Here is a 23,492-nt window from a genome sequence, read left to right as displayed (position 1 = left end):
GCCAAATGATTTCAATCAAAAATGTACAAAAGCGGTTTGGAGATAATGTTGTTCTTGATGATATTAATTTAGAAATTCCCCAGTCCAACGTTTTTGCTTTAATCGGTCCAAGCGGTGCTGGGAAAAGTACATTAATCCGTACAATCAATGCATTGGAAGGCATTGAAGAGGGTGAAATTATTGTGGATGGAAGCTCGATCCACCATAAGCAAACAGATATTAACAAGGTGCGTACAGAGATCGGATTCGTTTTCCAATCTTTTAATTTATACCCCTTCCTTAGTGCACTAGATAATGTGACTCTTGCGCCGATTAACGTAAAGAAAATGGATAAACAGGAAGCACAAGAAAAAGGAAAAAAGCTACTGGAATCGTTGGGACTTGGTGATAAAATCAATTCCTATCCATCCCAGCTTTCCGGGGGACAACAACAAAGGGTCGCAATTGCCCGTGCCCTTGCTATGGATCCAAAGGTCATGCTATTTGACGAACCAACCTCAGCTCTCGATCCGGAAATGATTAAAGAGGTACTGGATGCAATTCGAAGTTTAGCAAAATCTGGAATGACCATGATTGTTGTCACGCATGAGATGGGATTTGCTCGGGAAATGTGCGATCAAATTGTTTTTATGGCTGATGGAAAAATCGTAGAAGTTTCTCCACCGGACAAATTTTTCACAAATCCTGACTCAGAAAGGGCTAAAAATTTTTTATCAAAAGTATTAAATCATTAATGTTCAAAGCCTTTCAGTATAAATGGTTTTACGCACATCGCGGCGCAAAGCTTGCAGAGAAGCTATCATCATACTGAACGAGGAACACATTTAGGAACGGATGAGCTCTTCCATTATATAAATTCCATGATAAGTGAGGCGATAAAATGCCAGTTGCACAAAAAGTCACCGTCCAAGGCGAACGGTGGTTTCCATCAGAACAATCTTTTTCTAGCGAACTGAAAGAACTTTGGGGAAATTGGTATTGTGATTCAGAGGTTGGAAAGCTTAGAGCTGTTTTAATGCACCGACCTGGAAAAGAAATCGAAGGGATCACTGCGGAAAATTTCCACGACTTTCGTTTTCGGGCACCAATTGATCCAGAAAGAGCGCGAAAGCAACATGATGATTTAGCAAATATTTACCGGGCCCATGGTGTTGAAGTTCATTATATTGAGGGGCAGCGCACAGATCGACCGAACGCCATGTTTATGCGTGATCTAATGTTTATGACACCGGAAGGAGCGATCGTTTGTCGACCAGCCATTCCAGCTAGGCGCGGTGAAGAAAAGGCGGTTGCTAAGACGCTTGCTTCTTTAGGCGTCCCAATCATCAAAACGATTAATGGCGACGGTTATTTTGAAGGGGCAAGTGCCATGTGGATCAACCGTGAAACCGTCATTATCGGTACCGGAAGCCGTACAAACGAATCAGGCGCAAGTCAAGTAGAAGCCGAGCTGCGCAACATTGGTGTGAAAAATATTATCCGTACACAAATTCCATACGGTTCTATTCATCTAGACGGTTATATGAATATGGTAGATACGAACAAGCTTGTGATTTTCCCATGGCATGTAACCTATGATTGTGCGAAACAACTGCTCGATCTCGGAATAGAACTCATTGAATTTACCAATATCGACGAGCTTAAACTTGGGATGGGCTTGAACTTTGTAGCCCTTGAACCGGGAAAAGTTGTTATGGTCGCGAATAATCCTTATACAAAACAGCTTTTAGAGCAAAATGGGGTTGAAGTCGTCGAAGTTGTACTTGATGAATTATTAAACGGCTGGGGTGCAATCCACTGTACAACCGCTTTTCTCAATCGAGATCCAATAAAAGCATAATTGAAAATAATCAGACACTTCTACTATCACTTTACAAGCTATGGGTCTGGATCTGCGCTAGAGAAATTATACGGTACAAGATTAGCTTCTAATCTGACGCTTCAAGGTGGTGAGTGGTTTACACCAACATTCTCGAAGTAAAAATTCGGCTTTGCTATTATATGTCGGTGTTGATTTTTCGCTCACTTTCTCAAGCTTTCAGCATAACTGAAAGACGTGTGAAACGAGGGGGCGTACAACATGAACCTAGGATCTTTGCTCAACCGTAAAGCTTAAAATTTATAAAAAGGCATTTGGGTGTACAAAAACCACTTCCCAAATGCCTTTTGCTCGCTTATCCATTTACTAGTTTAGAGCGAAGTTTATTCGAGATAAATTCAATAAGCAGAATGAGGATTACTAGACCGATTAATATAGAGCCTACTTGCTCCCACTTATAGCCTTGCATCGCGAAAATGAGCGGGGCCCCGATTCCACCTGCTCCAACCAAACCAAGAATAGCCGCTTCACGCATATTCATATCAAAACGGTAAATCATAACAGATAAAAAGATTGATGCTAGTTGCGGAATAATGCCGTAACGGATTTTTTCAAATGTTGTACAGCCGATAGAAGTCATTGACTCCAACACTTTCACATCTAATTCTTCAATGGCATCGACATATAATTTAGCAAGCATCCCGATGGAAGTAATCCCAATGGTTAATACACCTGCAAAAGGCCCTGGCCCTGTCACCCTGATAAACATCAATCCATACACTAGCGCAGGAACCGTACGAATGAAAATTAATAATAAACGAATTAACCATGAAATGGGCTTTGGGACAATGTTGGAGGCAGCCAAAAACGCCAAAGGTACCGCCAAAATAGCTCCCACGATTGTTCCTAATAACGCGATCGCAAAAGTTTCCCACAATAAGTATAAAACGCCTTTATCCGAAAGATTAAACAAAAAGTCTAAATCTGGGTTTAAAAGTCCACCAATGATATTAGAGGCAATCTTCATGCCATTACTGTCCAATTTAAGACTAAATTCAGTTACAGACCACGCCAGCAAAATTACCACGATTGCTACAACTGTAAGGACGTAACGATGATTGCGAGGTGCTTGCAGTAACTGTTTTTCTATTGTCGTCATACCCCGAACTACTCCTTTAAATTAACTTTTTCCTAAAATGCTCACTAATCGTCTCAATCGTGTAAACAGTAATGACTAACATTAAGACGATCATCCCTAGACTTGAATAATCGCGCCAACCGATCGTTTCATTAATCAACTTGCCAATTCCACCTGCCCCAACATAACCAAGAATGGCTGCATATCGGACATTTCCCTCAAAACAAAACAGAGATGTGGAAAGATAGCCAGGCAATATTTGCGGAATGATCGCATAGCGAAATGCTTCTATTCTCGTCATGCCAATTGATTCCATCGCTTCAAATGCTCCCATATCGACATTTTCAATCGCCTCATACATTAATTTTCCCACATAGGAAATCGTAAAGAGGAAAATAGCAACCGTCCCTGCCGTTGCAGGTAAATCAAAAACATATGTTGCAATTAATGCTGTTACAAGCGTTGGCATTGTCCTTAGTAAACTAAGAACGGTCTTACATACAGCTACAATAACTCTATTTTTTATAATATTTGCTGAGGCTAGTAAAGCAGCAGGCAATGCAATCAATGCCCCTGCAACAGAGCCAAATAAAGACATCTTAAGAGTTGACATCAGTTCCGGCCAAATACCGTCAATATAACCCCAGTTCGGCTTAAGCATCTCTTTAATAATGATAAAAAACTCAGAAATACGTTTAAATAGAACCTCAAAACTAAAGCCTGTTACTTGAGCTGAGTAGTAAACCGCAATCATGACAATGAGCAAAATGAGCGGGGTACGAGATCTTTTTTCTAATACAACTCTACCATTCGATAACTCAATTTTTTTCGGAGGAAATATTTTATCATACATGTGCATGACTCTCCTCTAACGCAGCTTTCAGCTCTTCAATATTACCACTATAAATTTCTTGGAGAATTTCATCCGTAACCTTTGCGGATTCACCATCAAAAACGACTTCTCCTTTTCGAATGCCAATGATGCGATCGGCATACTCAAGTGCTACTTCGACATGGTGAATATTCATGATAACAGAGATATTCAACTCTTGATTGATTCTCTTAAAATCATCCATCACTAGCTTTGATGTTACCGGGTCTAACGATGCAATCGGTTCATCCGCTAAAATAATGTCAGGATTCTGAGCCAAAGTACGAGCCAAGGCTACACGCTGTTGTTGTCCGCCAGATAATTGATCGACACGAACATACGCCTTGTCTAGAATACCTACTTTATCTAACGCCTCAAGCGCTTTCCTTTTTTGTTCCTGCGTATAAAGTCCAGTTATCTTGCGCCATAACGGATTATCTGGAACAAATGAGACAAGAACATTTTTAAGGACGGTTGTTCTTGTAACAAGATTAAAAGATTGAAAAATCATCCCAATCCTTCTGCGGAACCGGCGGATTTGTTTCCCTTTTAGATTAGAAACATTCGTTTCATCTACAAACAATTGGCCATCCGTTATATCATGCATACGATTAATACAACGAATCAGCGTTGACTTTCCTGCACCAGATAAGCCAATAACCGCAACGAATTCACCTTGATCAATTTTTAAGTTGATGTTTTCTAATGCTTTTGTTCCATTTGGGTAAACCTTTTCAACATTAATAAACTCTATCATGGGTAATTCTCCATTCTTTGAAATGTCTCACATTCATCATAAACGTGAAAAAATGAGAACATCCTTGAATCTGATGTTCTCACATGTATATCCCTCTCACTTATGGCAATAGACTATTTTAGATTCTTTAAAAATTCTTGTGCATCTCTTTCACCATCGTAGTTAGAGCCTTCTGCTTTTTGATAGCCTTCATGACTGTAAATAGCAATTACTTCTTTTCCTGCTTCTGTTTGAGCGATGTTGATGAATGCATCTTGAATTGCCGCTTTTAAGTCATCTGTCATGATTTCAGAGTTTTTACTTATGGAAACCGTATCGTTAAAAATCGGTTGTGTCACACCAATTACATTAGTCTCGTCCCAGATTGTCGCTTCACGTGCGAAATCTGCAGTCCACTTATCGACATTGTCGCGGCGCGCATCTGCGTATCCAACAACAATATCCACTTGTTCTGCTGCTAATTTCGCGAATGAGTCACCGTATCCATTCGACTGAACAGCATTATCTAGATCTGTAATGCTCTTGCCGAACTTATCTTGTAACCATAAAGTTGGGTAAATATATCCAGCAGATGAAGACGTTGATTGTACAGACCATCTAGCAGACTTTAAATCTTCCCAAGTTAACTCTTCACCACTGTTTACTTTTTCTGCAAGTTCTTGTCCTTTTTCAGAAGGACCCGCAATGATAATACTGCGATAGTAAGTTGCTTGCTTATCTTCCAACCCTTCAGTTGGCTTGTTCTCATTCCAATCCTTTGGATTTTCGGAGTCATTTGATAAAGCGGCACGCGTTGCAGTTAAAACCACTTCAGCACCATCATCATATAATACATACGTTCCACCTGGAATTAACCCGACATCCGTTGTACCTGCTGAAAGAGCTTCTCCAACAGCTTCATATGTTGTACCAACATTAATATCTACATTTTTTACATCATAGCCAAGATTGCCCAGCTCTTCTTTTAAAAGCTCTTTGAGTGGTTCAGTCGCTGTTACAATTTCTTCTGGATCACGTGACGGTACGAAACTTACTTTGAGTGTATCAATACTAGTATTTTCTGAAACTGCCTCGGAATCACCATCCGTGTTCCCTTCATTGCTCTCCGTTTCATTGTTTGAACTACAGCCCGCAATGATTGCCATAAGCAAAGCTAGTCCAATTAAAAATCTCAGTTTGTTTCTCATTCATTTTTCCCCCATCGTTTCACTAATTTTGATTCAAACCACTTGCAAGAAAAAGTATAGCATAAATAATATTAAACTATGTAAAGTATTTGTAAAAGTTGTTATCTTTCGAAGTTTCTTGTCGTTTTTTGTTTTTTGGAGATATAATGAACTAAGAAATAAATGAAAAGGATCGTTTTAAATGAAAATGAATGAATCATGTGAATTGGTTATACTTGAGACAAGCGACATCCACGGTAATATATTCCCGATAAATTATGGCAATCAAAAGAAATCAAACTCAGGCTTGGCAAAAATTGCCCATCTTGTTAATGAAGAAAGGGAAAAATTCGATTATACGCTGCTCATCGATAATGGAGACGTTATCCAAGGAACTCCATTAACCTATCATTACGCAAAATTTCTTTCTAATAAAAGAAATCCGCTGATCAGCATCTTAAATCACCTTAAATATGATGCGGCTGTCATTGGCAATCATGAATTTAATTATGGGATGAAGTTGCTAAAAGAAGCTGTGCAGCAATCTCATTTTCCTTGGCTATCAGCCAATATCATCGCGGAAGATAATAATAAACCCGTATTTGGCCCTCCCTATTTTATAAAAGAATTCCCCAATGGATTAAGAGTAGCTGTTTTAGGAGTTACTACCCATTACATTCCAAATTGGGAAAATCCGAATCATATTAAAGGCTTACTGTTTATAGATACATTTGAAAGTTTAAAAAAATGGGTTCGGTTTTTAAAAGAAAACGAAAGATTTGATCTACTTGTTGTTTCCTATCACGGTGGTTTTGAAAGAGATATCATTAGCGGGGAAGCAACGGAGTCTTTGACAGGAGAAAATCAAGGTTATGAAATTTGCCAAGAAATCGAAGGCATTGATGTTCTCTTAACAGGCCATCAGCATCGCACGATCGCTACTGAATTAAATGGAGTCACCATCGTACAGCCTGGGTTTAATGGTCAAGCTTTAGGGAAGGTCGTCCTTCAATTTAAGCATGATCATGAAAAATGGCAAATCGTCAGCAAGTCTGCTGAATTAATAAAGGTCAGTGAGTCTACCCCTGCTGAAAATGAGGTGCTAGCATTGGCAGAAGAGTTTGAACAAGAAACGCAAAGCTGGCTCGATCAACCGATTGGTGAAATTGTGGGCGATATGACGATCTCAGACCCATTTCTTGTGAGAACCGGCGATCATCCACTGATTGAATTTATCAACAAAGTACAAATGGATGCGGCTGGTGTCGATATTTCCAATACAGCTCTATTTCATAATGAGTCACCAGGTTTTCCCGAGCACGTGACGATGAGAGATATTGTTTCCAACTATATTTATCCAAACACCTTGAAAGTCATTCGTATTTCTGGTCAAGATATTAAGGATGCTTTGGAAAAATGCGCTTCCTATTTTACTTTAAATGATAAGCAAGAGATTGCTGTTAATCCTTTTTATATTGAACCAAAACCTCAGCATTACAATTACGATATGTGGGAGGGAATTGAATACGTTTTAAACATTTCAAAGCCTATTGGCTCGCGTGTTCAATCCCTTACTCGTAATGGCGAACCGCTCAATCTAGGCGGACAATATGAAGTGGTCATGAATAACTACCGTGCTGGGGGCGGCGGCGACTTCGAAATGTTTAAAGACAGACCTGTTTTAAAAGAAATTCAAACAGATATGACAGAGATACTTGCCGACTATTTTTTAAAAAGAAAAACCGTTACAGCTAGCTGCGATCATAATTGGAAAGTAATTTCCTAAAATAATGGCATTTCGGAATCGTTTCCAAATGCCTTTTTTATTCCGCACTTGACTGAGAGGGCAAACTATTACGTGGCTAAATAAGGACTGGATGAAAGGGAGGTTCTTGATGAATATTGAAAAGATAAAATACTTCATCGATCTAGTTGAATGCAAAAATTTTACTGAAACCGCAAAGAAGAATTTTGTCTCGCAAACAACAATTAGCCAACAAATTGCATCACTTGAAAAAGAATTCGCCATGCAACTAATTGATCGAAAACAGATTCCGATAGAACCGACAGAAGCTGGTCGATTGTTTTACAGTGAAGCCGTTACTATTTGGAAGCAGTTTAATCATATGAAAACGAAGATGGCTTATTATCAAAAAGAAAAAAAACATATGCTAACCATTGAATATTCAGCTATCACCGACATGGAAAGTTTATTAAAATTTATTCCTTCTTTTAAAGAAAATCACCCAAATATTGAACTGGAATTAAATAAAGTGCTGTTGAAGGATATTTCCGATTTTTTGAAAAAGGGGACCTTTGACATCGCTATCGCTTTTGACTCCGCTTTTAAAGGGAAGAGTGATATACAAACCTATCCAATCTATCAAGGTCAGTATTGTGCCGTTTTAAGTCATCAACACCCCCTGTTCAAGTACACATCCATCTCAAAAAAGGAACTCTATCATTATCCACTCGTGATGTTAAGTCCAGCGGCAATTGGAGATTCCTATCATTTAATGATTCAACATGCATTACAGGATGGGTATGAACCCCATATTATACGAACGGTTGATGATGTCGAAACAGAGCTTTTCCATATTATAACCGAAAATTTAATTGGCTTCTTTCCAGATAATTATCAACTACCGTATACCACTGAAGAAGTTCGATTAATCCCAATAGAGGATTCTCACCATACATTTAAAATCGAAATAGGCTATTTAAAGGATAATCGCAATCCGGCCTTGCAACCTTTTCTCCAGCAAATGTATGATTCGTTTTCCCAATAGGGAATGCGCTTTTTCTATTAGATTTTGCTCAGTATTTCACATACTATATAATTGTAAGGAGATTTAAAAAAGGAGTGTGTGGAAGATGGGTAAACTTTTATTAACTGGAGTCGATGGAAATCTCGGTAAGCAGGCCGCAGCCTATTTATTAGACTTAGTAAATAAGGATCAAGTAATCTTTTGTGGTTATGACCCGTCATCATTAAAGCAATATGAAGAACAAGGCATTGATACACATGTAACCAATTTTAATAAACTTGACGGTCTCGCTGAAGCATTTGCTGGCGCTGATAAGATTGCTTTAATCTCTATGCCATTTGTAGGGATAAAACGGCAAAAAGCGCATAAGAATGTCGTCGATGCTGCCAAAGCGGCAGGTGTCAAGCAAATTATTTATACATCATTAGTAAACGCGACAGATGAAACCAATCCAAGTGTTGAAAAAATTGACCATGCCTATACAGAAAACTATATTAAAAGCGTCGGCTTAGATTACATTTTTCTTCGTAATTCTCAATATGCAGAAGCAATGATTACAAACTACTTCACCTACGTCAAGACAGATGGAGTATTAAAAAACAGCCAAGGCGATGGAAAGATGGCTTATATTTCTCGAACGGACTGCGCAAAAGCAGTTGCCCATGCCCTTGCCACTCACGATTATCATGAGGCGATTTTAAATATTAACGGACCTGAATTATTAACCATTAGTGAGTTTGTTGCCGTCGGTAATGAAGTTACTGGCCACAATATCAGTTATCAAGAAATTACTGATGAAGAAAACTATCTTATTTTTGATGCGATGGGCGTGCCGAGAACAACTGACGGTATCTTTAAAGAAGACTCAGAAGCCCCGTTCTCTTCTGAAGGTATGGTTACTTTCGCACAAGCCATCCGTCTAGGGAAAATGGATCAATTTACCGATGACTTTGTAAAGCTTACAGGTCAACAACCAATGACAGTTAAATATATGTTTGAGCACTCTGATGATTTTCAAGTTGGAGAACGCCATTCAAAAGATAACTAACATGCTCCCGCCCCAAAAGCTGTACTTTTGGGGCGGGATTTAAAACACCGAGCATGCTCTCCTGTTCATTCCGAAAACAAAGGTGAACTTTAAGATTAAACCGTCATCCTCCAACTTGATAAGTACAACCAATTTTCTTTTTTCTTATAGTCAGGCATAATTTTCCCAACAAGGCGCCAAAAGGAGCGGTCATGGTTAAGGTGAACCATGTGGCACATCTCGTGGACAACCACATAGTCGATTACCTCTCGCGGCGCCATGGCCAACCTCCAATTAAAGGTGAGCTTACGATTGGAATCGCACGTTCCCCAAGTTGTTTTACTATCCGTGATTTGAATAGAACGTGGCTTCATTTGGAAGTTACTTTGATAAACGGCTATACTTTTTTCTACTAAAGCCTTGCATTGTTGGTAGTAAAAGCGCTTTAGAGCTTGCTTAATTTTCTCCCCATCACAATGCCCCACGTAAATATGCAGTTTCTCCTCCATAAACTCGACCCGTTCGTGCATATCTTCAAAGATTTGAATCGGATGGGAATTGCCTAGATAAAGAAAATTTTCTCCATACTCATAAATTTTTTCTTCCGGTCCCCGAAGCCGGGACTCCATCTCCCTTCGTTTTCCCTGAATCGCGTCCCACTGCTCCTCTATTACCTGACGCACTTTCTCATCAGATGTCCCCTTTGGTGCATGGACTTCCACCACTCCATAACCATCCATTTTGATGGCGATCGATGTACGATTCTTGTATTTAATCTCAATATAAATCGATTCAGCTAAGTGCGTATATATCATCAAACTTATCCCCTATATCGAACAGTCAACCCTCTTAAAAATTTCCTCGCAAAATTGTCTCCACACTGCTTATAATTTTTATGCCCTTCTTTTCTCAATAAAGCGCCAAGTTCACCTTTCGTCACCTTAATTCCACCTTCGTCGAAAATATCCAGCATCTCCTCGGTCGTTAATGCTAAAGCAATTTTCACTTTCTTTAATAAAAGATTATTCATATTTGTATGCTTGCTCATTGAAGGCTCTTCTTTTGCTGGCTGACCTGGTTTTGGTTCTTGTTTTCCTCTCTTATAAATAATGAAGCCATTGAGAAACGAATCCAACATATGGTTATCACATACAATATGCTCTTCACTTTCTTCTGCAAAATCATCTGTTCTCGTTAAAATCTTGACGACTTCTGGGACGGTTACACTCATTCCACCCAGTTTAAAAATTTCTGCCATTTCTCTATTCTTTAAGTCCATCGCAAATCTCAAACGAATTAATATATCGTTATTATCCATTATTGAACCTCCTTCAGTTCCAAAACGCTGCTTTCCATGCTTGCATTCTTTGACTCCATCATATATTTCTTGTTAAATATAATACTTTTTAGAGATATAATCCATTTTTCCTTATTCCGTCTAAATGGCAACAACGTAAAAAAGCCTGCTAATGCATGCAAGCTTTTTTACCTTTCATTATTCTCCATCTTAACATCCTTTACAAAGATGATACCTATTCTGCATGCGCATAATCTTTAAACTCACGACGTCTATCTTCATGGTAGTATACATTTATGTGAACAGTCGAGAAAGATGTACTTTATCAGATTGTATTTTAAAGACTCTCAAACTCGATTATATTCTATTCTAAATTACTATGCCGTCTAAATGTCTCATCTTCGTCAGCTTGGGTTATCTTTGAATATAGGTAGCAAACTGCATCCAATATAATATGGACACTTTGATCAAATAGCGAACCTAGTGGCTGAATTGATTCTACATCATCACTTGTACGATACTTTGTCGAAGCCGGGACGTTCACTACAAATGAGGCATGTAATGCAAGCTCGGAATTGGGAGCAGTTGTAATAGCTACCACTTCACACCCTAACGAATTTGCTTTTTCAGCGGTCCACACAACACTTTTTGTTTTCCCTGAACCTGAAACAGCGACTAACATATCCTCCGCTTCAATCGATGGTGTCGTTGTTTCTCCAACCACAAAGGTGGTTGCTCCTAAGTGCATTAATCTCATCGCAAATGATTTAGCCATCAAACCAGATCTTCCTTCACCTACGACAAAGATCCTTTTACCATTTGCCAAAAAAACTGCAAGCTTTTCTAAGGAATGTTCATTTACGTTCATCATAACATCTTGTATTTCGTCTAATATTAATTGGATCGCTTTCATTCTATCAAAGCCCCTTTAAGAGTTCTTTAAATCTTTTTGCCGTTATTTCTGGTTTAGAGGAGTTCGTAATGGCAGACCCAATAATCACGATTTCTAGTTTTTTGCCAATTAGTTGAGCTACAGAATCTGTGGTAATCCCTCCCGCAACAGCATAGCGAATTGACCTACCGTTATCCAAATGAGGAAATGAATTTCTTTTTCCCGATACTTCTTGTTCATCTTTACTTAGATGCTCACAGAAAATCACATTCGGATTACTTAATGAAAATAATTGGTTTCTTTTACTTTCCGTAGTATTCAGTAAATCAATCATAACCAGCTTTTGTTCTTTATTTGTTATTTGTAGACACTTTTTTATCGTCTCTATAGGGGATACTCCCATAACAGTAGCTATATCTGCACCCGCATCAAAACATAAAGTAAATTCGTACTCTGCATTATCTATTGTCTTAATATCTGCAACAACTCGCTTGTGCGGAAATGCACTTTTTATTTTCCGCACACTCTCTATCCCGTACTCTTTTATCAAAGAAGTACCTACTTCTATTAAATCAATATCGTCCTCTGTTTCTTTGACTAATGCTAATGCATCTTCTATTGTTACTCGATCCAGTGCCAATTGTATATCCATATTCACACCTCTAACCAAACCGATTTATTAACAACATGTAACATCTATTAATTAGACAGCTTTCATACTATTTTGATCTAACTATTTTAGAAGAATCTCTAATTAACAATTGACAATTATATACAACATCCTGCAACTCTGAATTTTCCTTTTCTATAAGGGATAACAGCATTTGAGCTGCTTTTTCACCCATTTCATATGAAGGTTGAGCAATGGTTGTAACTGCTGGTGTCACTAAGTGTGCGAACGGAATATTATCAAAAACAGCTAAAGAAAAGTCAGTTCCAATCTTTAGTTTGTTTTCTTTTGCGAACTCTAGAATTTCTAAAAATACTAAATCGTTTCCAGCAATCAAGGCAGTCGGTGGATTCTTCCTTGAGAAAAGCAACTTAAGCTGACCATTAATTTCTTTTGTCTCAGCACGAATAATAAAGTCCTCATTTAATTCGATCTCATTTTCTTTAATTGCTTTTCTATATCCATTAACCCGTTCAATTCTAGTGGATATGGTTAAAGGTTGAGTCACAATCGAAATTCTTTCATGTCCATATTCAACAAAGTGCTGAATAATTGCTTCTGTTGCCTCAGAATTATTTACTTTTACAGCCGGAATATTTATGCCATCGACTTTTCGATCCATAAAAATAACAGGATAGCCCGATTCGACTAAATCTTTGTACAAATCAATATTTTGTTCAGTTGGGAAAATAATTAACCCGTCAACCTGCTTTGCCTGTAGCATTTCAATGTATCTTCTTTCCTTTTTAGGATCGTTGTCTGCATTACATAAAATAGCATGAATATCTTGCTCGATAAAAAAATCCTCTATCGCTCTACTTACTTCAGTTGAAAAATGATGTACGATATTTGCAACAATGATTCCAATCATTGAAGTACGTTTTTGTTTTAGACTCCTCGCTATATAATTAGGCTTGTATCCAAGTTGTTCAATCGCCTTTTCAATTTTTTCCCGTGTTTCTACACTCATATATTCAAAGCGCTTGTTCAAAAATTGAGAAACGGTACTTTTAGATACACCTGCTTTTTTTGCTACATCTACCATCGTTACTTTTTTCATTAAATTACCCTCTTTTTATAAATGACTACATAAATTGTATCTATTATGTTAGCTTAATTCCAGTTTTTCGAAAAATATAAAACTGCTAGCTTTAACATTGTAATCATTAATCCAGAGGTTTCATTCGAAATCATGAAGCGATAACGATTTATAAGAAAAAACACTCCTAAATTAAGTGGTTAGGAGTATTTTTTTACTATTTTACTCTGACCTTAAATAGCACTTCTTTTCCATTTTTCAAACCCGATATATGTTCTATGCTGTCAATTTTTTCTGAATTGGTTATGACAATAGGTGTTATACAACTAGAAGCTTTCTTTTTAATTAATTCCAATGAAAAATCAATTAGGGGATCACCGACCTGCACGCGCTCACCCTCATTTACCAAAACGGCAAATCCTTCGCCCTTCATATTAACGGTCTCCAATCCAATATGAATCAGGAACTCTAAGCCACTATCTGAGCGAATTCCTATTGCATGTTTGGTTGGAAACACATGAATGATTACTCCATCAACCGGAGATGATACGCGGCCTTCACTCGGTTCAATGGCCACCCCTTCCCCAAGCATCTTTTTTGAAAAAGTTGGGTCCGGTACTTCCTCAAGCTTTAACAAAGTGCCTGATAATGGTCGATAAACCATTTCCTCTAGTATTTTCACTTTTTTCATACCAAACATTTGTTTAAACATGTAATCCTCTTTTCTTCCGTTCTACTCTCTTTTTCAAGTTCATTTCTCTGTTTTGCTCACATCTCGGCCTTCATGAAAGCCCGGACCACCTGCTGCCATAAACCCTTTACTGTGACCCTCTTCATCCTCAGCAATCCAGAAGGAGTAAATTCTAGCATTGTCTAGATAGAAACGAATTTTTATTATTTTATTTCTTAGTGCCTCAAGGTTCTTGTTTTTCCATTTTATTTGAACCTTTGTACTATCTCCTGTTACTGGAATACAGTTTGCTTTACTGTAGCCATCTACAACATTCGAATGTTCATCAAGTATTTCTGCACAAACGGTTCCAGCTTCAGAGGAGACATTAACAAATAGATGATTACCATCAAACTTCAGTTTTGTAGTTTGCAGTTCGCCTCCATTCCCTTTATCACTTAAAGAAACAAATCCATCTCTTCTAAGCTTGGCTAATCCTAAATTCCCTCCTGCATATTTGTGAGAACCTAATTTAGGCGATACTCCTGAAAAACAGGAAAAATAAAAATAGATTTCATCCCCAACAACTAGACATAAACCATTTACAGGATGGGCATATCCATAATTCCAAGTACCCTCTTTTCGAGAAGAGGAAATGAAATTTTCATATGAAGGTCTATGCCAATGAAAGCCATCTCTACTATAAGCTAACTTCAGATCGTTAATTTTCGGAGTTCCTTTTTTTCCACTAATATCATTAGGTGGCCCCATAAAAATGCTAAAGACCCCTAGCATCAAGCTTTCATATGGCGTTGCACTAACATCATAAAGCTGTGTATAATACCCCATGTCTTTATCAGGTCGATCATAAATATCTGTTCTTGTCCAAAAGACAATATCATCTTCGGTCCACTTCGTACCTTTAATAAAATGCTCGGTTTCATAATACCCTCTAGTTCTAATTCTTCGATCTAGAGAAGAGAATGTTCTCAAGCTAAAAGTCCATTTGTTAGTGAAGGGATTATAATAAAACCCCGTATTATCACCACAATGTCCTACTGTGCCACATTCCTCCCAATCAATACCGTTAGCTGATTGGAACAACACTCCTTTTTCCTCTGGCGGGATGGAATCAGGATCATCGTGTGCATGCTTTGGTTTTTCATGATAATACTTAATCTCAAAGTCAAATTTGCGCAGAAAGACAAACATTTTATACCTTTCATTGCGATTTGTTGCATGATAATCAATCCAGACTGCCGCCCCATCCCTAATCGTTCCAAATTCATGGGGAAGGACGCTCTCCGATTCTCGCTCTGGATATAATTCCTTTAACCTTTTCCAATTCAGACCATCTTCGCTTTCTGCATAGCCTACACCATTAAACCAACCGGCATGGTACCACATTTTAAACTTATTATCCTCGTCATCGTAAAAAATCCCATCGTTAAATGGACATGCACAAGGATAATAGCCATTATTCATTTCCAAGGGAGTTTTCGGTTCGAAGATTGGTTTCTCGTATACTTTAGGTTGATGAAATTCCCTCGTTAAATTACTCTCTTCAATCAAAAAGTCATCCACAAATAATTGTCTACCGATCTCAATATTGACAATATCTTGTTTTGCTTTTAGATAAGGGACTTCTAAAGGCTTGTCTAACGTTTTCTCCTCATATTTCGGTGGCCACTGCTCCGGCAATTCTAAATTATTATATAAGCGAACCATTATGTTCTCCCTCCCGGCAAATAATTGGATGATTATTCTTCAGATCTATAGAAAAAATATGTCAAAGTAAAAGCAACACCCAAACCAATCAACAATGCGATAAAATACGTGAGCAACTGCCCATTTAGATACAATAACATTCCAGGGATAACTGTTATCGCCATTCCCGTTGCTTTTAAACCAACGATTGAAGAGAAGATTCCAGCAATTCCTCCACCAATACAGCCAAATACAAATGGCTTAATAAGTCTTAAATTAATACCGAAGATCGCCGGTTCAGTAATTCCTAAAAATGCCGGGATGGTTGCAGACATATATAAGGATTTTTTCTTCTTATCCTTCGTTTTTAAAACGACTGCCAACGCTGCCCCTGCTTGAGCCGCAATTGCTCCTGAGACGAGTGCGTTAAATGCGTTCGCACCTGTTTTTGCTAATAACTCGATTTCTAATGCTTTAAAAATATGATGAACACCAGTAATAACAATTACTTGTTGAAGGGCACCAATAATGGCTCCACCAATACCTAACGGAAATGTTAGTAACACTTTGAAAGAATCAAGAATAAAAGCTTCTATTACATGCATCAGTGGTCCAATGATGAGCAATCCACTAACAATACTAATTAAAAGGGTTAAAAATGGTGTAATGATTAAATCTAATGTATCTGGAACAATTTTTCGTAATCTTTTCTCTGTTTTTGCTGCTAAGATAGCAATGACTAAAGCTGGTAGGACCGAGCCTTGATAGCCTGTCACGGGTATTGATAAACCAAAAATTGATAATAAGATCGGATCTGCTGTCCCTTGTGCAACTGCGTTGGCGTTTGGAAGCTGCGGAGCTACTAACATTAACCCAATGATAATTCCAATAACGGGGGAGCCTCCAAACTTCCTCATTACTGAATAACCGACTAATGCAGGCAAAAAGGCAAAGGCCGTATCCGTTAATACTTGGGTAAATGTTAATAACGTTGGATCAAATTCAACCCCTAAATTCATAATAAATCCCCGTAATCCCATAAATAAACCAGTTGCTACTAGTATTGGGATAATAGGGATAAATACATCGCCAAGTGTTCTTGAAATTTTCGCCAACAGACTCATATTTTTATAAACTTCTTCTTTATTGTTATTCTCTAAGCTTGAATCACCATTTACAAACGCATCATACACTTTATTGACAAATCCTGTACCGAGAATAATTTGAAATTGACCAGCAGAGAAAAACTGCCCTTTTACTCCATCAATATTCTCAATCGCTTTCTCATCAATAATTGTTTTGTCAATCAAAACAAGCCTTAATCTTGTAGCGCAATGCTCAACTGATTTGACATTTTCTTTCCCACCAATATATTTAATAATTTCATTAGCAACCACTTGTTCTTTCATCTCTAGCCCTCCCATTCTTTATTCTAATTTAGTGCATAATAACCGTTTAACTCGTATACATTGCCATAAAATCATCTAATTGCTGTTTTGTTGGGTAACCATTATAGTCTCCATACGATTGGACCGCTAATGCTCCAATAGCATTCCCTCTCCTCACAGACTCATAGATTGATAAATTTTCGAATAATGCGCTAATAAATCCAACGGAAAATCCATCGCCTGCCCCAACTGTGTCAACTACCCTTTCTACAGGAAAAGAATCCACTTGACCTTCCTCATGACTAGTCTTATAAAATGTTCCTTTCTCACCCAGTTTAACGATAACCGCCTCTACCCCTTTATCCAAATAGAAAGAGGCAATATCTCTTGGGTCTTCATAACCAGTTAATATTCTGCCCTCCTGTAGTCCCGGAAGAACATAATTGGATTTAAATGCAAAATCATTTACAACACTAATCATTTCTTGTTCTGATTTCCAAAGTGCAGGACGCAAATTGGGGTCAAAGGAGATGGGAATCCTTTTCTTTAATACACTACGAACGATAAAACTAGCAAATTCTTTAGCATATTCTGAAATTGCTAACGGAATCCCTGTTAAATGGACATGACTTGATTTTAAAAAGAAGCTTTCTTTAAACTCTTCCTTTCTCATATAACTAGCAGCGGAACCTTTTCTGAAATACTGTACTTCTGGATCGCCAACAAGAGCTTTTGATTTTATTTGGAAGCCAGTGGGATATTTTTCATCTATTACAACACAACTAATGTCAACGTTTTCATTTTTAAGACGCTCCATAACAAACTTTCCAAATGAATCACTCCCCACTTTACTTGCCCAGCCGCTCTTTAATCCAAGACGTGCTAGACCAATTGCCACATTAATTTCTGCTCCGGCAAGCTCTCTATAATAACGAGAAACTTCATGTAGTGGTCCTGGCTCTTCTGCAATAAACATCGCCATTGCTTCACCAAATGTGGTTACATCCAAATTCGTCAAACTAAATCGCTCCATTCTATAATACTTTTGTGCACGTCATCGAAAATAGTTTTTTCGCTCCTTTCTTTTCGATAAATCGGTTTACTAAATCGGTTTAGTAACCTTATCGTAAATTAAATGTAAGCGTTTGTCAACCAATGATTTCAGAATTTTCCTCCTAAACCTTTTAGGCGGACATGCCTTGCATTTTACTCAAAGTTTTCGTCTCATGAACCTCCTATGAGGACAGGATTTGCTTTTTTCCTGCTTTCTTTGTCCTCATGAACCCCCTTTTCGCACACATGCTGTTCTGCTTATTCGCGTTTTTTATCAATTAGTGAACTGCAAGCAAAATACCCTAAAAGTGGACTGCCTCCCCATTGTTAGTCATCATCTAACAATGGGGAGGCAGTCCACAACTGGGGTTTTAGGGTCAACTTAGTGCTGCGCTTCATTCTCAAATTTTTCTTTTTCAGTTGCTTTTAGACAGATCGCATCGGAAACGCGGTAATGCAAATGAGCAGTCACTTCAAAAAATAAACTCTCATATTGATCGCGCCAACTTTTTAGTAGAAAATTTCTTCCTTGGAATTGGCCAGTGGTTGGAAAAGCAGTCATTGCAAAACATAGAAAATTAAGCAATCCGGGCAAGCTTTATAAGGAATAACTGCCAAAGTTAACATGACAGGCAAGGCTGAAGCTGGATTCATGAGTTCATTATAATGGATGAAAGATTTTCTCATCAGCTTAGAAGCCGCTGATTTTATGGAAATCAACGGCTCCTTACCTTAAGCTTGTGAATTTAAATCTGAGCGCAACATCCCGTATACAATACTGTCCGTCCACTCACCTTTATTCCAAAAATCCTCAATAAAATGAGCCTCTTTGCGCATGCCTATACGTTCACACAACAGTTGTGATGCTTTATTTCTTGCATCAAGATTGGCTTGGATACGATGCACTTTAAATTCAGTAAACAATCTTTCAACTAAACCACGCACCGCTTCAGTGGCATAGCCTTTTCCTGATGCTGTACCGGCAAAGCTATATCCTATTTCAACTGTCTCCTTCATCCCTGTATACCATACGGATAAATCACCGATAACCTTTTCATGGCAAACAACTGCCAAGCTTAAACTGGATTCTTTTGCAAGGGCCCTATTGTTCAGTTTTTTATTAAATTCTTCCTCCATATTTTCAACTGTCCACTTCTCATGCAAAAGGAATCTACATGTTTCATCGTTATTGTAAATGGCAAAGACATCGTTTAAATCATTACGGTTAAACAACCTTATGAATAGTCTCTCGGTTTTAAATTCCAACCAAAAACCTCCCTTAACTGTCCATTTAATTTTAGCCAAATTGCTCTTAGCCCTTAAAATTCCTCGTATACTGCAGGGTCTTGATTGGCAATTCTACCATCTGGCTGCGATAATGCTGAAATACTCACCATTTCTTCTTCATTAAGGTCAAAGTCAAAAATAGAAATATTTTCGAGCTGCCTTGTTGGGGATGCTGATTTCGGTATTGAAATGGCTCCAAGTTGATAATGCCAACGCAACACGACTTGAGGAATTGACTTGTTATAACGAGCGGCTATCTCTTGAAGTGTATCAATTTTTAAATCCTTCAGTCCTCTTGTAAAAGGACTCCAAGACTGGGTTGCGATGTTTTTTTCCTCATGATATTTTCGTTGCTCAGCTTGATTAAAAAACGGATGTAGTTCTATTTGATTTATGCTAGGCTTTACACCTGTTTCTTTTTCCAATCGTTCAATATGCTCAGGAAGAAAATTACATACCCCAATTGAACGGATTAAGCCCCATTTTTTTGCATCTATTAGCGCCTGCCACGCCTCTACGTATTGATCTTTACTAGGATTAGGCCAATGAATAAGATATAAATCATAGTAATCTAATTGGGCTCGATATAATGATTCTTGAATAGCGCTGACTGCCTTTTCATATTCATGATAGCGACCAGGTAATTTAGAGGTGATTTTTAGCTCTGATCTTGGAATAGAACAACGTCTAACTGCTTCTCCCACTGTTCCTTCATTTTCATAATTATAAGCTGAATCAAGAAGTCGATACCCCTTTTCAATCGCACTTTGAATTGAAGCGGCACCTTTACTCCCCTTAAGACTGTATGTACCTAGACCTACCACCGGTATTTTCAAACCATCATTAAGCGTTATTTCTGGAATTCGACTGCTCATTTTCAACACTTCCTTCCTTCGATTACTTTAAAAATATCATACTACTCTGAAATAATCACAGCAGTTGTCTTGAGGAATAAAATCCGTTCAAATAAAAAACTCCAAAAAGTAGCATGTCAACTACTTTTTGGAGTCTACCGGTTTGCTCATCATTTTTAAATACGCTCAATCATCAAGTCTATCAATATCTTTTTCCAAAATTACGCCCGTTCTCGCATCAATTTCAAAGTCCACTTCATGTGTATCCGTGTGGATTTCGATTTCATATTCACCGTCGTCATATTCAACATCGACTACTTTACCTGGAGTATCCTTTGTTGCGATTGCAATCGCTTCTTCTTTCGTTAGTCTTTTTCCGTTAGTTGTTTTTGTATGGACAGATTCCGTTTTCGTGCTTTTCGGAGTTGGGGTAACGATTCTATCGTCATCATACTTCACTTTTAGTACTTCGCCTGAATACGCATCTACATATACTTCAATATCATCGTCTTCCCCATATCCTCCATCAAACTCGACTTCATATGTTAAACGACCTTGCTTCTTGTCTAACTCCACACTTTCAATTACACCGTCTACCTCTGCAGCAGCAATTTCCTTCACTTTATCAATAGAAAGCAGATTTGCATTTGACTGTAATTTTTCATTGCTCTGTTGCTCAGAGACTGCACTTACACCTACTGAACCACCTAATAACAACAAACCAGCCACACCAAAAATAATTATTTTCTTCTTCATATTGTTTCCTCCTTATTTGATATATCTACAATATAGACAATCAAAATGAGAATTCACGGATAGCAAAATGAGAATTTGATGAGAAAAGGATGAATAGCCAATGATCAAATCTATCGGTCGACGTACTTCGATTCTTTCACTTGTTTGATAAGTGGCACTTCCAATAAAGGAATTTAAGTAACACTCTCTTTCACATAGCGAAACGGTGTTTTTCCGTCCTAACAAAAAAGAGATGACCTCACTTTTAGTCATCCCATGTAATCGACATTACTTCACCGGAAATTGCATTAATTTGTACTGTCGCTTCCTTCTCATCATTTGCTTCTATTTCTACGAGATAATAGATCAAACCATTTGATTGCTCGATATCCACATCGTCTATCTCACCCTTCACTTGGCTAAGAGCAATTGAGATAGCCTCTTCTTTACTAATATGATTGGTTGGTTGTTCTTTTTGTCCTTCAGAAGGTGAATCAGGGGGCACCACTTCCCCTCCGCCTTCTCGACTTTGTTCCTCTGGAGTATTAGCAACCGTCTTGCTAACTCTATTCAATTTTCCAATATCGCCAGTATCGCGGGCAATTTCTACCTCATATTCCCCGGTATCTAGTTTTATTGTAATCTGATATACTTCCGCTGTTTCTTCAATATTGACGATCTTCCCTTTATATAGTTCTTGAACTTTATTCTTTGCCTCCTCAGCCGAAACCGTTTGTTCAGAAGCCATTAACCTTAACAGTAGCCAAGTCAACATCACGACAGCAAAAATAACGACAAAGCCGACGCTCATTTTCTTCCAATTAAATGATTCCAACCATTTCACCTCATTTCCTTCCTGTAAAAAAATTATACATAATGAAGATGAGAATTTAATGAGAAGAAGCAAGTGGAAGTATGATTTTGGCGGTTGTACCTAAACCTTCCACACTCTCTAAGCTAATCTTTGCTCCCATTGCCTCAGCAAGATCTGTTGCTAATGATAACCCAAGGCCGAATCCACCTGTTTTTCGCGTTCTTGCCTTATCCACTCGGTAAAATCGGTCAAACACTTTTTCCAACTCTGGCGCAGGGATGCCTATTCCATAATCAATTATTTCCACGACACCTTCGCGCTGCAACGTCTTAATTCGCACCTTGATCGTATCCTCACTGTACTTCCTCGCATTATCAAGGAAGATATAGAATAATTGTTTAAACTTTTGCAAATCGGTCTGAACCGTTACTTCACCCTCAACTTCCAATTCAATTTTTCGCTGATAGGATTTTTCAATCGTGCGGACCATTTCAGCGACCACATCAGCAAGAGCAATCTCCTCAAGTTCGATTCTCAAAGGTTTATCATTTCTTGCCAAATTCAACAACTGCTCTGTTAAGCTTTTCATTCGAATTGCTTCAGAATGAATAGCTTGAATGGACTCTGCAAATAACTCAGGCTGTTCTTGCCCTCTTCTTTTCAACAGTGAAGCATAAGACTCAATGACCGTTAACGGAGTATTTAACTCATGAGAGGCATTTGAAATAAATTGTCCTTGTTTCTCATAATTCAGTTCTAGTAGATCGATCATCTCATTGAATGTCTCAGCCATTTGACTAAGCTCATCCTTTGATTCCTTCGACTTCGCAATTCGTCTAAATTGCCCACTTTCCCGAATCTCTCTCATCGTCTGAATCATTGAAGTAATCGGACGAGTAATCAGGTTGCTTAGAAATCTAGAGGAAAGAAGAACTGGAATTATCGCCAATAAAGTTACAATAATTTGGACTATTCGCAAGGTGGAAAGGATTTCATCAGTTTGCTGTAAACTTACCGTTATTTGAAGATTTGCTACCTCCCCATTTCGCCAAACAATCGGAAGCGAGGCAAAAGTATGCGTCACCCGATCGTAAGAAGTAATTTCTTGTACTTGTTTGTCATAATACTGTACATTCACTTTATGTAAATATTGATGATTTGGATCAACGACCGCTGTTCCAGGGCTCCCATCGTTATTGACAATTTGCAGCATTCCATTAATCGGCATGTAAGCCCGCAAAACTTCCTGATGAGGGACCTCTCCCTCGATTTGGCCTATCCCATCGGCAGCACGAGTTGCTTGGGCTATTGTCCTTTCCAGTTCACTCTTGTACATCATCTGACTAAAGGAATAATAAATCGCTCCATTCAGTAAAATCAATAAAATAATAAACACTACCGTCGAATATAAATTACTCAACTTTCGCAGACCAAATCAGGCAGGTAAGCCCTAATATAACCGGGTAAACCTGTAACCCATTGTGATAGTTGATTTTTAAGTAATTGCTGTGTTTGTTTATTCGTTTTCTTCAAGACATCT

The 23,492-nt window shown here is 38.1% G+C and carries 23 protein-coding genes; 5 read left to right on the top strand and 18 right to left on the bottom strand.

Annotation, left to right across the window (positions count from 1 at the left end):
• The first annotated feature begins 5 nt into the window (after positions 1-5).
• Positions 6-734 (top strand): amino acid ABC transporter ATP-binding protein, encoded by a 729-nt coding sequence (locus tag PZE06_RS16735; protein WP_150948857.1) that lies wholly within the window; start codon positions 6-8, stop codon positions 732-734.
• 146 nt (positions 735-880) lie between these two features.
• Positions 881-1,840 carry a dimethylarginine dimethylaminohydrolase family protein gene (locus PZE06_RS16730; RefSeq protein ID WP_150948854.1) on the top strand — a complete coding sequence of 320 codons (960 nt, stop codon included), beginning with the start codon at positions 881-883 and terminating at the stop codon, positions 1,838-1,840.
• 334 nt (positions 1,841-2,174) lie between these two features.
• Here the strand turns inward: PZE06_RS16730 and phnE (PZE06_RS16725) are convergent, their stop codons facing one another.
• From phnE (PZE06_RS16725) to PZE06_RS16710, 4 genes are all read right to left on the bottom strand, one after another.
• On the bottom strand, positions 2,175-2,978 hold the full coding sequence (gene phnE / locus PZE06_RS16725) for a phosphonate ABC transporter, permease protein PhnE (protein ID WP_150948852.1): 804 nt from the start codon (positions 2,976-2,978) through the stop codon (positions 2,175-2,177).
• A 16-nt stretch (positions 2,979-2,994) separates the two neighbouring features.
• Positions 2,995-3,810 carry a phosphonate ABC transporter, permease protein PhnE gene (gene phnE, locus PZE06_RS16720; RefSeq protein ID WP_095308910.1) on the bottom strand — a complete coding sequence of 272 codons (816 nt, stop codon included), beginning with the start codon at positions 3,808-3,810 and terminating at the stop codon, positions 2,995-2,997.
• Positions 3,803-4,585 (bottom strand): phosphonate ABC transporter ATP-binding protein, encoded by a 783-nt coding sequence (gene phnC / locus PZE06_RS16715; RefSeq protein WP_150948849.1) that lies wholly within the window; start codon positions 4,583-4,585, stop codon positions 3,803-3,805. Before phnC ends, phnE (PZE06_RS16720) begins: the two co-directional genes overlap by 8 nt.
• 113 nt (positions 4,586-4,698) lie before the next feature.
• Complete coding sequence (locus PZE06_RS16710; RefSeq protein WP_150948846.1) at positions 4,699-5,772, bottom strand: phosphate/phosphite/phosphonate ABC transporter substrate-binding protein; 1,074 nt, start codon at positions 5,770-5,772, stop codon at positions 4,699-4,701.
• A 181-nt stretch (positions 5,773-5,953) separates the two neighbouring features.
• On the opposite strand from PZE06_RS16710, the gene PZE06_RS16705 reads away from it, so the two are divergent.
• The 3 genes from PZE06_RS16705 to PZE06_RS16695 all read left to right on the top strand — a co-directional run bounded on the left by PZE06_RS16705 (position 5,954) and on the right by PZE06_RS16695 (position 9,567).
• On the top strand, positions 5,954-7,537 hold the full coding sequence (locus tag PZE06_RS16705) for a bifunctional metallophosphatase/5'-nucleotidase (protein WP_150948843.1): 1,584 nt from the start codon (positions 5,954-5,956) through the stop codon (positions 7,535-7,537).
• 109 nt (positions 7,538-7,646) lie between these two features.
• Positions 7,647-8,540 (top strand): LysR family transcriptional regulator, encoded by an 894-nt coding sequence (locus PZE06_RS16700; protein ID WP_150948840.1) that lies wholly within the window; start codon positions 7,647-7,649, stop codon positions 8,538-8,540.
• Positions 8,541-8,625: 85 nt separating this feature from the next.
• On the top strand, positions 8,626-9,567 hold the full coding sequence (locus PZE06_RS16695; RefSeq protein ID WP_150948838.1) for an NAD(P)H-binding protein: 942 nt from the start codon (positions 8,626-8,628) through the stop codon (positions 9,565-9,567).
• Positions 9,568-9,662: 95 nt separating this feature from the next.
• Here PZE06_RS16695 and PZE06_RS16690 read toward each other — a convergent pair whose 3' ends face one another.
• The 14 genes from PZE06_RS16690 to PZE06_RS16625 all read right to left on the bottom strand — a co-directional run bounded on the left by PZE06_RS16690 (position 9,663) and on the right by PZE06_RS16625 (position 23,372).
• On the bottom strand, positions 9,663-10,361 hold the full coding sequence (locus tag PZE06_RS16690) for a M48 family metallopeptidase (RefSeq protein WP_150948836.1): 699 nt from the start codon (positions 10,359-10,361) through the stop codon (positions 9,663-9,665).
• Between the two features lie 5 nt (positions 10,362-10,366).
• Complete coding sequence (locus PZE06_RS16685; RefSeq protein ID WP_150948833.1) at positions 10,367-10,864, bottom strand: YehS family protein; 498 nt, start codon at positions 10,862-10,864, stop codon at positions 10,367-10,369.
• 343 nt (positions 10,865-11,207) lie between these two features.
• On the bottom strand, positions 11,208-11,756 hold the full coding sequence (gene hxlB / locus PZE06_RS16680) for a 6-phospho-3-hexuloisomerase (RefSeq protein ID WP_150948829.1): 549 nt from the start codon (positions 11,754-11,756) through the stop codon (positions 11,208-11,210).
• A 4-nt stretch (positions 11,757-11,760) separates the two neighbouring features.
• A complete protein-coding gene (gene hxlA, locus PZE06_RS16675; protein WP_150948826.1) occupies positions 11,761-12,387 on the bottom strand; it encodes a 3-hexulose-6-phosphate synthase in 627 nt (208 codons plus the stop codon).
• 67 nt (positions 12,388-12,454) lie between these two features.
• Positions 12,455-13,465 carry a LacI family DNA-binding transcriptional regulator gene (locus tag PZE06_RS16670; protein ID WP_150948823.1) on the bottom strand — a complete coding sequence of 337 codons (1,011 nt, stop codon included), beginning with the start codon at positions 13,463-13,465 and terminating at the stop codon, positions 12,455-12,457.
• 196 nt (positions 13,466-13,661) lie between these two features.
• Positions 13,662-14,156: a PTS sugar transporter subunit IIA gene (locus PZE06_RS16665; protein ID WP_150948820.1), complete on the bottom strand. Its 495-nt coding sequence runs from the start codon at positions 14,154-14,156 to the stop codon at positions 13,662-13,664.
• A 39-nt stretch (positions 14,157-14,195) separates the two neighbouring features.
• The gene (locus PZE06_RS16660) at positions 14,196-15,842 is read right to left on the bottom strand and encodes a hypothetical protein (RefSeq protein ID WP_150948817.1); all 1,647 of its coding nucleotides are present in this window, start codon (positions 15,840-15,842) and stop codon (positions 14,196-14,198) included.
• A 32-nt stretch (positions 15,843-15,874) separates the two neighbouring features.
• Positions 15,875-17,230, bottom strand: coding sequence for a PTS transporter subunit EIIC (locus PZE06_RS16655; RefSeq protein ID WP_150948814.1), 1,356 nt, complete (start codon positions 17,228-17,230; stop codon positions 15,875-15,877).
• A gap of 46 nt (positions 17,231-17,276) precedes the next feature.
• A complete protein-coding gene (locus tag PZE06_RS16650) occupies positions 17,277-18,227 on the bottom strand; it encodes a sugar kinase (protein ID WP_225310715.1) in 951 nt (316 codons plus the stop codon).
• A gap of 767 nt (positions 18,228-18,994) precedes the next feature.
• On the bottom strand, positions 18,995-19,528 hold the full coding sequence (locus PZE06_RS16645; protein WP_150948810.1) for a GNAT family N-acetyltransferase: 534 nt from the start codon (positions 19,526-19,528) through the stop codon (positions 18,995-18,997).
• A gap of 53 nt (positions 19,529-19,581) precedes the next feature.
• Complete coding sequence (locus PZE06_RS16640; protein ID WP_150948807.1) at positions 19,582-20,424, bottom strand: aldo/keto reductase; 843 nt, start codon at positions 20,422-20,424, stop codon at positions 19,582-19,584.
• A 165-nt stretch (positions 20,425-20,589) separates the two neighbouring features.
• The gene (locus PZE06_RS16635; protein ID WP_150948804.1) at positions 20,590-21,159 is read right to left on the bottom strand and encodes a PepSY domain-containing protein; all 570 of its coding nucleotides are present in this window, start codon (positions 21,157-21,159) and stop codon (positions 20,590-20,592) included.
• Positions 21,160-21,403: 244 nt separating this feature from the next.
• Positions 21,404-21,982: a PepSY domain-containing protein gene (locus PZE06_RS16630; protein ID WP_095308966.1), complete on the bottom strand. Its 579-nt coding sequence runs from the start codon at positions 21,980-21,982 to the stop codon at positions 21,404-21,406.
• Positions 21,983-22,028: 46 nt separating this feature from the next.
• Positions 22,029-23,372 (bottom strand): sensor histidine kinase, encoded by a 1,344-nt coding sequence (locus tag PZE06_RS16625; RefSeq protein ID WP_225310714.1) that lies wholly within the window; start codon positions 23,370-23,372, stop codon positions 22,029-22,031.
• Positions 23,373-23,492 lie beyond the last annotated feature (120 nt).

This window comes from Robertmurraya sp. DFI.2.37 (genome assembly GCF_029211245.1).
GTDB lineage: Bacteria > Bacillota > Bacilli > Bacillales > Cytobacillaceae > Robertmurraya > Robertmurraya methanolica_A.
The sequence above is the reverse complement of the archived record's forward strand: the minus strand, read 5'-3'. Positions and strand labels throughout refer to the sequence as shown.

Bases quoted from the DNA above. Each gene is read 5' to 3' on its own strand.
- PZE06_RS16670 (WP_150948823.1), bottom strand. From the start codon at position 13,465: ATGAAAAAAGTAACGATGGTAGATGTAGCAAAAAAAGCAGGTGTATCT.
- hxlA (WP_150948826.1), bottom strand. From the start codon at position 12,387: ATGGATATACAATTGGCACTGGATCGAGTAACAATAGAAGATGCATTA.
- PZE06_RS16640 (WP_150948807.1), bottom strand. From the start codon at position 20,424: ATGAGCAGTCGAATTCCAGAAATAACGCTTAATGATGGTTTGAAAATA.
- phnE (WP_095308910.1), bottom strand. From the start codon at position 3,810: ATGTATGATAAAATATTTCCTCCGAAAAAAATTGAGTTATCGAATGGT.
- PZE06_RS16665 (WP_150948820.1), bottom strand. From the start codon at position 14,156: ATGTTTAAACAAATGTTTGGTATGAAAAAAGTGAAAATACTAGAGGAA.
- PZE06_RS16730 (WP_150948854.1), top strand. From the start codon at position 881: ATGCCAGTTGCACAAAAAGTCACCGTCCAAGGCGAACGGTGGTTTCCA.
- PZE06_RS16660 (WP_150948817.1), bottom strand. From the start codon at position 15,842: ATGGTTCGCTTATATAATAATTTAGAATTGCCGGAGCAGTGGCCACCG.
- PZE06_RS16710 (WP_150948846.1), bottom strand. From the start codon at position 5,772: ATGAGAAACAAACTGAGATTTTTAATTGGACTAGCTTTGCTTATGGCA.
- phnE (WP_150948852.1), bottom strand. From the start codon at position 2,978: ATGACGACAATAGAAAAACAGTTACTGCAAGCACCTCGCAATCATCGT.
- hxlB (WP_150948829.1), bottom strand. From the start codon at position 11,756: ATGAAAGCGATCCAATTAATATTAGACGAAATACAAGATGTTATGATG.
- PZE06_RS16735 (WP_150948857.1), top strand. From the start codon at position 6: ATGATTTCAATCAAAAATGTACAAAAGCGGTTTGGAGATAATGTTGTT.
- PZE06_RS16685 (WP_150948833.1), bottom strand. From the start codon at position 10,864: ATGGATAATAACGATATATTAATTCGTTTGAGATTTGCGATGGACTTA.
- PZE06_RS16655 (WP_150948814.1), bottom strand. From the start codon at position 17,230: ATGAAAGAACAAGTGGTTGCTAATGAAATTATTAAATATATTGGTGGG.
- PZE06_RS16700 (WP_150948840.1), top strand. From the start codon at position 7,647: ATGAATATTGAAAAGATAAAATACTTCATCGATCTAGTTGAATGCAAA.
- PZE06_RS16635 (WP_150948804.1), bottom strand. From the start codon at position 21,159: ATGAAGAAGAAAATAATTATTTTTGGTGTGGCTGGTTTGTTGTTATTA.
- PZE06_RS16690 (WP_150948836.1), bottom strand. From the start codon at position 10,361: ATGATATATACGCACTTAGCTGAATCGATTTATATTGAGATTAAATAC.
- phnC (WP_150948849.1), bottom strand. From the start codon at position 4,585: ATGATAGAGTTTATTAATGTTGAAAAGGTTTACCCAAATGGAACAAAA.
- PZE06_RS16705 (WP_150948843.1), top strand. From the start codon at position 5,954: ATGAAAATGAATGAATCATGTGAATTGGTTATACTTGAGACAAGCGAC.
- PZE06_RS16695 (WP_150948838.1), top strand. From the start codon at position 8,626: ATGGGTAAACTTTTATTAACTGGAGTCGATGGAAATCTCGGTAAGCAG.